This window comes from Brachybacterium netajii (SeqCode), assembly GCF_054114245.1.
The window spans coordinates 1-5,864 of the sequence record NZ_JBSYXB010000016.1; the positions used below are offsets into that span (position 1 = coordinate 1).

Annotated in this window: 5 protein-coding genes; 2 read left to right on the top strand and 3 right to left on the bottom strand. The window is 59.3% G+C overall.

What is annotated here, in order from left to right:
• Nucleotides 1–71: 71 nt before the first annotated feature.
• Both ACXET9_RS16005 and ACXET9_RS16010 read left to right on the top strand, forming a co-directional pair.
• Nucleotides 72–1,237, top strand: a protein-coding gene (locus tag ACXET9_RS16005; protein WP_457887679.1) for an IS3 family transposase whose coding sequence is annotated in 2 segments (ribosomal slippage) — nucleotides 72–356 and nucleotides 359–1,237 — 1,164 coding nt in all. Because the reading frame shifts where the segments join, the coding sequence is not laid out codon by codon here.
• A 622-nt stretch (nucleotides 1,238–1,859) separates the two neighbouring features.
• Nucleotides 1,860–2,570, top strand: a complete 711-nt coding sequence (locus ACXET9_RS16010; protein ID WP_457887680.1) for a hypothetical protein — start codon at nucleotides 1,860–1,862, stop codon at nucleotides 2,568–2,570.
• Between the two features lie 18 nt (nucleotides 2,571–2,588).
• On the opposite strand, the gene ACXET9_RS16015 is transcribed toward ACXET9_RS16010, so the two are convergent.
• From ACXET9_RS16015 to ACXET9_RS16025, 3 genes are all read right to left on the bottom strand, one after another.
• A complete protein-coding gene (locus ACXET9_RS16015; RefSeq protein WP_457887681.1) occupies nucleotides 2,589–3,557 on the bottom strand; it encodes a DUF4365 domain-containing protein in 969 nt (322 codons plus the stop codon).
• A gap of 114 nt (nucleotides 3,558–3,671) precedes the next feature.
• Nucleotides 3,672–5,606, bottom strand: coding sequence for an ATP-binding protein (locus ACXET9_RS16020; protein WP_457887682.1), 1,935 nt, complete (start codon nucleotides 5,604–5,606; stop codon nucleotides 3,672–3,674).
• A 57-nt stretch (nucleotides 5,607–5,663) separates the two neighbouring features.
• A complete protein-coding gene (locus tag ACXET9_RS16025; RefSeq protein ID WP_457887683.1) occupies nucleotides 5,664–5,855 on the bottom strand; it encodes a tyrosine-type recombinase/integrase in 192 nt (63 codons plus the stop codon).
• Nucleotides 5,856–5,864 lie beyond the last annotated feature (9 nt).

The following is a 5,864-nucleotide window of genomic DNA, read 5'->3' on the forward strand; positions in this document are numbered from 1 at the left end:
CGGGACTGATGCATGATCAGGTGTCACATCAGCTGTGGCGCTGAGGAGCGTCGCAGGGAAGGATGTGCACCATGCCTGCTCCCTATCCCCAGGAGTTCCGCGACGACGTCGTCCGCGTCGCGAGGAACCGTGAACCCGGCCAGAAACTCTCCACGATCGCGCGCGACTTCGGGATCTCCGAGTCGTGCCTGACGAACTGGATGCGCCAGGCCGACGTCGAGGACGGCGCCCGGCCCGGCAAGACCCGCGAGGAGTCCTCCGAGCTACGCGAGGCTCGCAAGAAGATCCGCCTGCTCGAGCAGGAGAACGAAGTCCTCCGCCGCGCGGCCGCCTACCTCTCACAGGCGAACCTGCCGGGAAAATCCTCTACCCGCTCGTGAGCGAGCTCGCTGCCGACGGGATCCCCGTCGCGGTGTCCTTGCGGGTCCTGAAGCTCTCCCGCCAACCCTACTATCGCTGGCGGAAACAGCAGGTCACCGAGTCGGAGCTGGTCGAGGCCTACCGGGCGAACGCCTTGTTCGACGCTCACCGGGACGATCCCGAGTTCGGCTACCGGTACCTCGCCGGAGAAGCGGAAACCGCCGGCCAGCGCATGTGTGAGCGGACCGCGTGGCGGATCTGCCGAGACAATCGATGGTGGTCCGCCTTCGGGAAGAAGCGCGGGAAGAACGGCAAGCGCCCAGGCCCGCCCGTGCACGATGACCTCGTCAAGCGAGACTTCACCGCCGATGACGTCAACGAGCTCTGGCTGACCGATATCACCGAGCACTGGACCGACGAGGGGAAGCTCTACCTCTGCGCGATCAAGGATGTCTTCTCCGGCCGGATCGTCGGCTACTCCATCGATACTCGGATGACGGCACGTCTCGCGGTGAACGCCCTGAACAACGCTGCTTCGCGGCGATCTGGCGCGGCTGGATGCATCGTGCACTCGGACCGCGGTTCTCAGTTCAGGTCGCGTAAGTTCGTGCACGCGCTGAACCGTCATCACCTCATCGGATCGATGGGGAAAGTCGGTGCTGCCGGCGACAACGCCGCGATGGAGTCGTTCTTCGCGCTGCTGCAGAAGAACGTCCTGAACCGCAAGCGGTGGCGGACACGGGACGAGCTGAGGATCGCGATCGTCACCTGGATCGAGCGGACCTACCACCGCCGCCGTCGGCAGACCCGACTGGGCCGATTGACCCCCATCGAGTACGAGACCATCATGAACCCGACCACGGCCCTCGCGGCCTAACCCCAACTGACACCTGATCGTGCATCAGTCCCGCCTGTACCGCAGCACTGATGAGGTAGCCCCTCCCGGGAGGCTGTACCCCAACGCTGTACCGGAACACTGTTCCTTGAGGGTGTACCGGAACACTGTTCTGGTACGCCCTACCGGTACACCGTTCCGGAACACTGTTCGACCTCCACGCGCCCACTCTTGAAACTGACACTGTGGGTACGCGGCTTGCGCCTGCATTGACCAAGCATCAGGCCAGGTGAGCCACCAATCAGGGCCGGAACTTCATAGGGCCTGAGACGTCAAACTCATAACGCCGGTTCGGAGAATTTTCCGGAGGGTTTATCGATAGCCGAAACGGAGACATTACCGGAGACCAATCTGGTATTCTGGCCCCGTACTTGCACGCAAGTCAGCAGGGGTTGCCATGAGCCGGACACCATCAGCGATTCGCACGCGTTCCAACCGGGGAGTCGCAATCTCCAGGCGCGACCTCGACCGCATTCGACTCTTGGGGCGGTGGCACTCCCTAACGGCCGAGCACATCGCCAGGAGCGAGCAGAGCCCGTCACTGTGGTCACCCGCCCTTGAGTACGCGCAGGCACCGGAAGCACGCGCCGCTTTCGCGAGGGCCGTGGAGGCGATCAAGCGCCGGTTCCGCACACTCAAGGCCATCGAAGAGGACCCCGGAATCGGCATCGGCCCTCTCATCGGCACCGCACTTTCCACGAACGGCTCGACCGCGTACTTCGCCACACGAGTCGGGGCACGCGCAGCGCACCTCCCGTGGCAGCTGCGCAGCAGAATCAATCCAATGCTTTGCCAGCACGCGTGGATGGCAGCCGACATTGGGATGGCGCTGGAAGCGCGTGGATACAGCGTGCTGTCCGAACGTGAACTCGCCACCGGGATCAACCGCCACGGCAACCGCATCACCGCGCAGATCGAATCGCAACACGTTGCCTCCAACGGGCGGGCCACGAACAAGAAGCCCGACGTGGCCGTGCTTCACCCCAATGGCACCGACTACATCGCTATCGAGGTAGAGCGAGACACCGACCGCGCCGTCAGTGTCTATGAGCAGAAGCTCGCTGCCTATCAGAGCAACACCGCTGTCAAGGCTGTCTGGTACCTGTGCGCCAGCGACACGACCGCACGACGCGTCGGCGTCGGAGCGCAGAAGGCCCTCGGTCGCGGCAGCAGCTTCCCGCTCCGCATTAAGACGATCCCGCCCATCGACGGATGCCACTTCCTAGACATGGACGCCTTGCCGACGAAGCTACAAGATGACCTCGAAACGGACGGACGCTCGATGCACTCACGGCGCACCGAGGCCCGTCTGTAAACGAGGCAGCAGTGTCCATTACTCGCCAAGCGGCGTCAGAAACTTGGAGGCTGACCCGGCGAACGCATCGACGATGAGGAATGACCGGCCCAACGCGTTCAGCGAGAGCTCAAGTCGGTAGAAGTCCACTTCGCCGCCACCAGTTTTGTACGGCCGAATGCGCCCTGGGTGCACCACCGCTCGCCAGTCATCGAACGAGAGGCTGTCCCACTGGCCTGCGGATAGCGTCAAAGTCGATCGGTCGAGCACGTATTGCTCGTACTCGTCCATGTCGTACGTCTCCTCGTGGACTCGCAGATCGGCCCACGGGAACAGCGGCGGTAGAGCCTCCTCGTATGGGCGCGTCCCGAGATACACACCCCACCGAGCCAATTCCGTCCGCTCTGAGTCGTGACGCTCGATGCTGAGCTTGATTTCGCCCCGGCCCGAGACCTTATTGACCCATTCCTCAACATCGACGATCAGCCGCTCACCGCTCTCCAACAGCTGCATCCACGGTTTCGCGAGACCCAGTTGACGGAGTCGCAAAATGTATGGCGCGCCGTCGGAGGCACTTCGAAGCGCTGTCATTGCCGACGCGTCGAGCACGTTCACCTCAGGAACAAGCAGCTTCAAGCCGCTCTGCGGCCCGCGCTCCACGTTCTCTTCCGTGACGAGCTGCCAATGGCACTGCCGCGTCTGCGGGTTATACAGGATCACAACGACGGGCAGCGAATGGCGCGTCCAATAGTCGTAGTGATCAGGGTCGAGGCGAAACCACCACCCGCCCGATGCATTTTCAGCAAACCACGACTTGCCGCCCTTGATCTGCAGTGCAAGAAGCCGCCCCGTCGCAACGTTTTCCTGTACGACCTCAATCTGAGCGTCGATGCCGAAGTCGTCCGTCGGTTGCTCCCGGAACACCCAGTTCAGCTCCTTCTGCACCGCCAACGCCGTATGCGTGACCGCCTCACGCGACACGCGCGCACTGTCAGGCTGACGAGTCACCGTACCCTCCACCCGCGACCTTCGCGGCCTATCATCCGAATGATGCTTGCAATGCCTTCCTGACCAAATTCACTGAGCGCCGGAGTTAATACACACGACAACCCACTAGGCATTTCAGCGCGCTAGGTCATTTATCCTTCTAAGCGTTCGCATCAAGTCACAATCTGACTCCACCAAACTTTTAGCAACTGACTCATGTCGAAATGCCTTTGCGAGCCTCTTTTTTGCCGCCGACTCTTTTTCTGACCGCTTGGACTCACTCAGCTCTAGCCACGGTTGGCCTGCGGCAGGGTTTGCCTCGTGCGCAGCTTCAGCAGCAATACTTGGAATGTCGACGTAGTCCCATTCGCCTGCCGTTCCTATAGCCTCTCTGAACAGTCGCTCAAACTCGCTTAGGTCGGCATAGGCAGAACATATAGCTTCAAACGTAAGATAATTTTCAAGTTCTCTACGTTCTAAAACGACGACCGTCCGGTTAGTATCCTCGCGCGTCTGAAGGCCGATAACTTCCTTTTTCAGTGGCGAGGATACAGACTCGCGGTCGCTGTCCACCACGTATACTTCATGCCTATTGAACTCAGAGAGATTGCTCTCCCAAAGGGAAAGGTTGCCTCCACCTCCGATCGGCATGAATGCTACTCTACCTTGAGACTCGAGATGGTAGAACGGGACGACTCCTTCATCTGTATTCGCATGAAGGGACTCTGTGAGCGCAACAATGCCCTCCTTGTCCCTTCTCCCCTCGATAAGCACGAAGCAGCGCACGTTGTGGTCTGTAAATATTCCGAGCGAACTGTTCAGGGCAGAAAGGAGCTCTTGACCGCTGCTAGATGAATCTGCAGATACACAGCTCTTCTTTCCGGATTCGCTTCGAATGTAGCGGATTGAGGTCGCCGGAACGTCGCGGAGGAGATTGGAGCTATGGGTGGTTAATATAACCTGCCTGTTCGGTTGATCCGCGACGTCTAGCAGAGATGAGAGGATTTGGCGTTGAAGATCAGAGTGTAGAGCGGTCTCAGGCTCCTCCACCGCAGTCAGGACGCCACGATGGTAAGTCGTGTGGTCTTCGTCCACTTCGCGTTCCGCTTCAGCGCGGAAGAAGCTCAGCAGGACAAGTCTTCGCGTACCGCTCCCGCGGCGCGATAATGGCACATCGTTCTCGTCAATGAATTGGGCTTTTCCGTACGCACCTGTCCATTTTGGGGCAAGGTCCTGGGCTCTTAATGTGGCAGCCATATCCGGCGCTACTTCAGCAAGCTTGCCAACGACCGCCTTAAGTTTGCGATTGACTTCGCCTTCGATTACCGTGGCGAATTCATTCAACTGAGCAGAGTGCTGCTCCAACACTTCTTTTACGATAAGCTTAATCGGATCCTGAGCGATGGGCTCATTTTCGTCTGACGCCCGATCGGATCGGAACAAGTGGAAGTATGGGTAATACTTTTCTAGCGCCTTCGCTACATCCAGCCCGTCCTCCTTGGACAGCTGTACCTCACGCTCAACTAGAGAGGCGTCTCCCGACTCGAGGACCTGATCCCAAATTGCTTTCCTGTATGCTGAGTTCGTCCGGGCGTCGCCCTTCCCTTGAACATCTTCAAGGGAGATGCCTCTACCGGCGGCAACTTTCTTTAAACCCTGCTGCTTGAGGTCCAGCAAGTTAGTTTCAACGGTATCAGATGTCGGATGGTCCGCGAGAACAGATACCTTCGGTCCGGACGGCTTCCCCCTTGACCACTCCTTTGTGACCCGTAACGAACCAGAGCGAGTTAGTAGGTACTCGGCAGCAAGGGTCGTTGAGAAGTTGGCATCGATTGAGACCGTCTCGGGAAGCTCTGTGAATTCACAGGAAACAGCAATCGGAAGGCTCGAGTTAACAGAGTAGTCTTTGGGATCAACCTTTCCTGCAAAAAAGGCCTCCAGAGCTTCCAGGATCGACGACTTGCCGGCATCGTTTCGGCCGACTATAGAGGTCGCCCCTTCTTCGAACTCGATTTCAAAGGGTTCGACGTACGACCGAAAACCTGAAATCTCTAGCTTGGCTAGCTGCATATGACCCCCTCGTCAGTATCATTGGTACCTCTCTCCTTAGCGTCATCCTAGCCCCTATTATCCCAGAGCGGCGGCCAACGCATAGGCTGGCGAGCGATCAAGAGCGGATGCTGCTCGGACGTATCGCTGAGTCGTCGCCAGGGATTTATGGCCGAGCATGGCCCGTACAGCCTCCATGTCCGCGCCCGTAGCGAGGGCCAGCGAAGCCGCAGTATGCCTTAGCAAGTGAGGGTGGACCCGTACACCGATCCTGTCCCC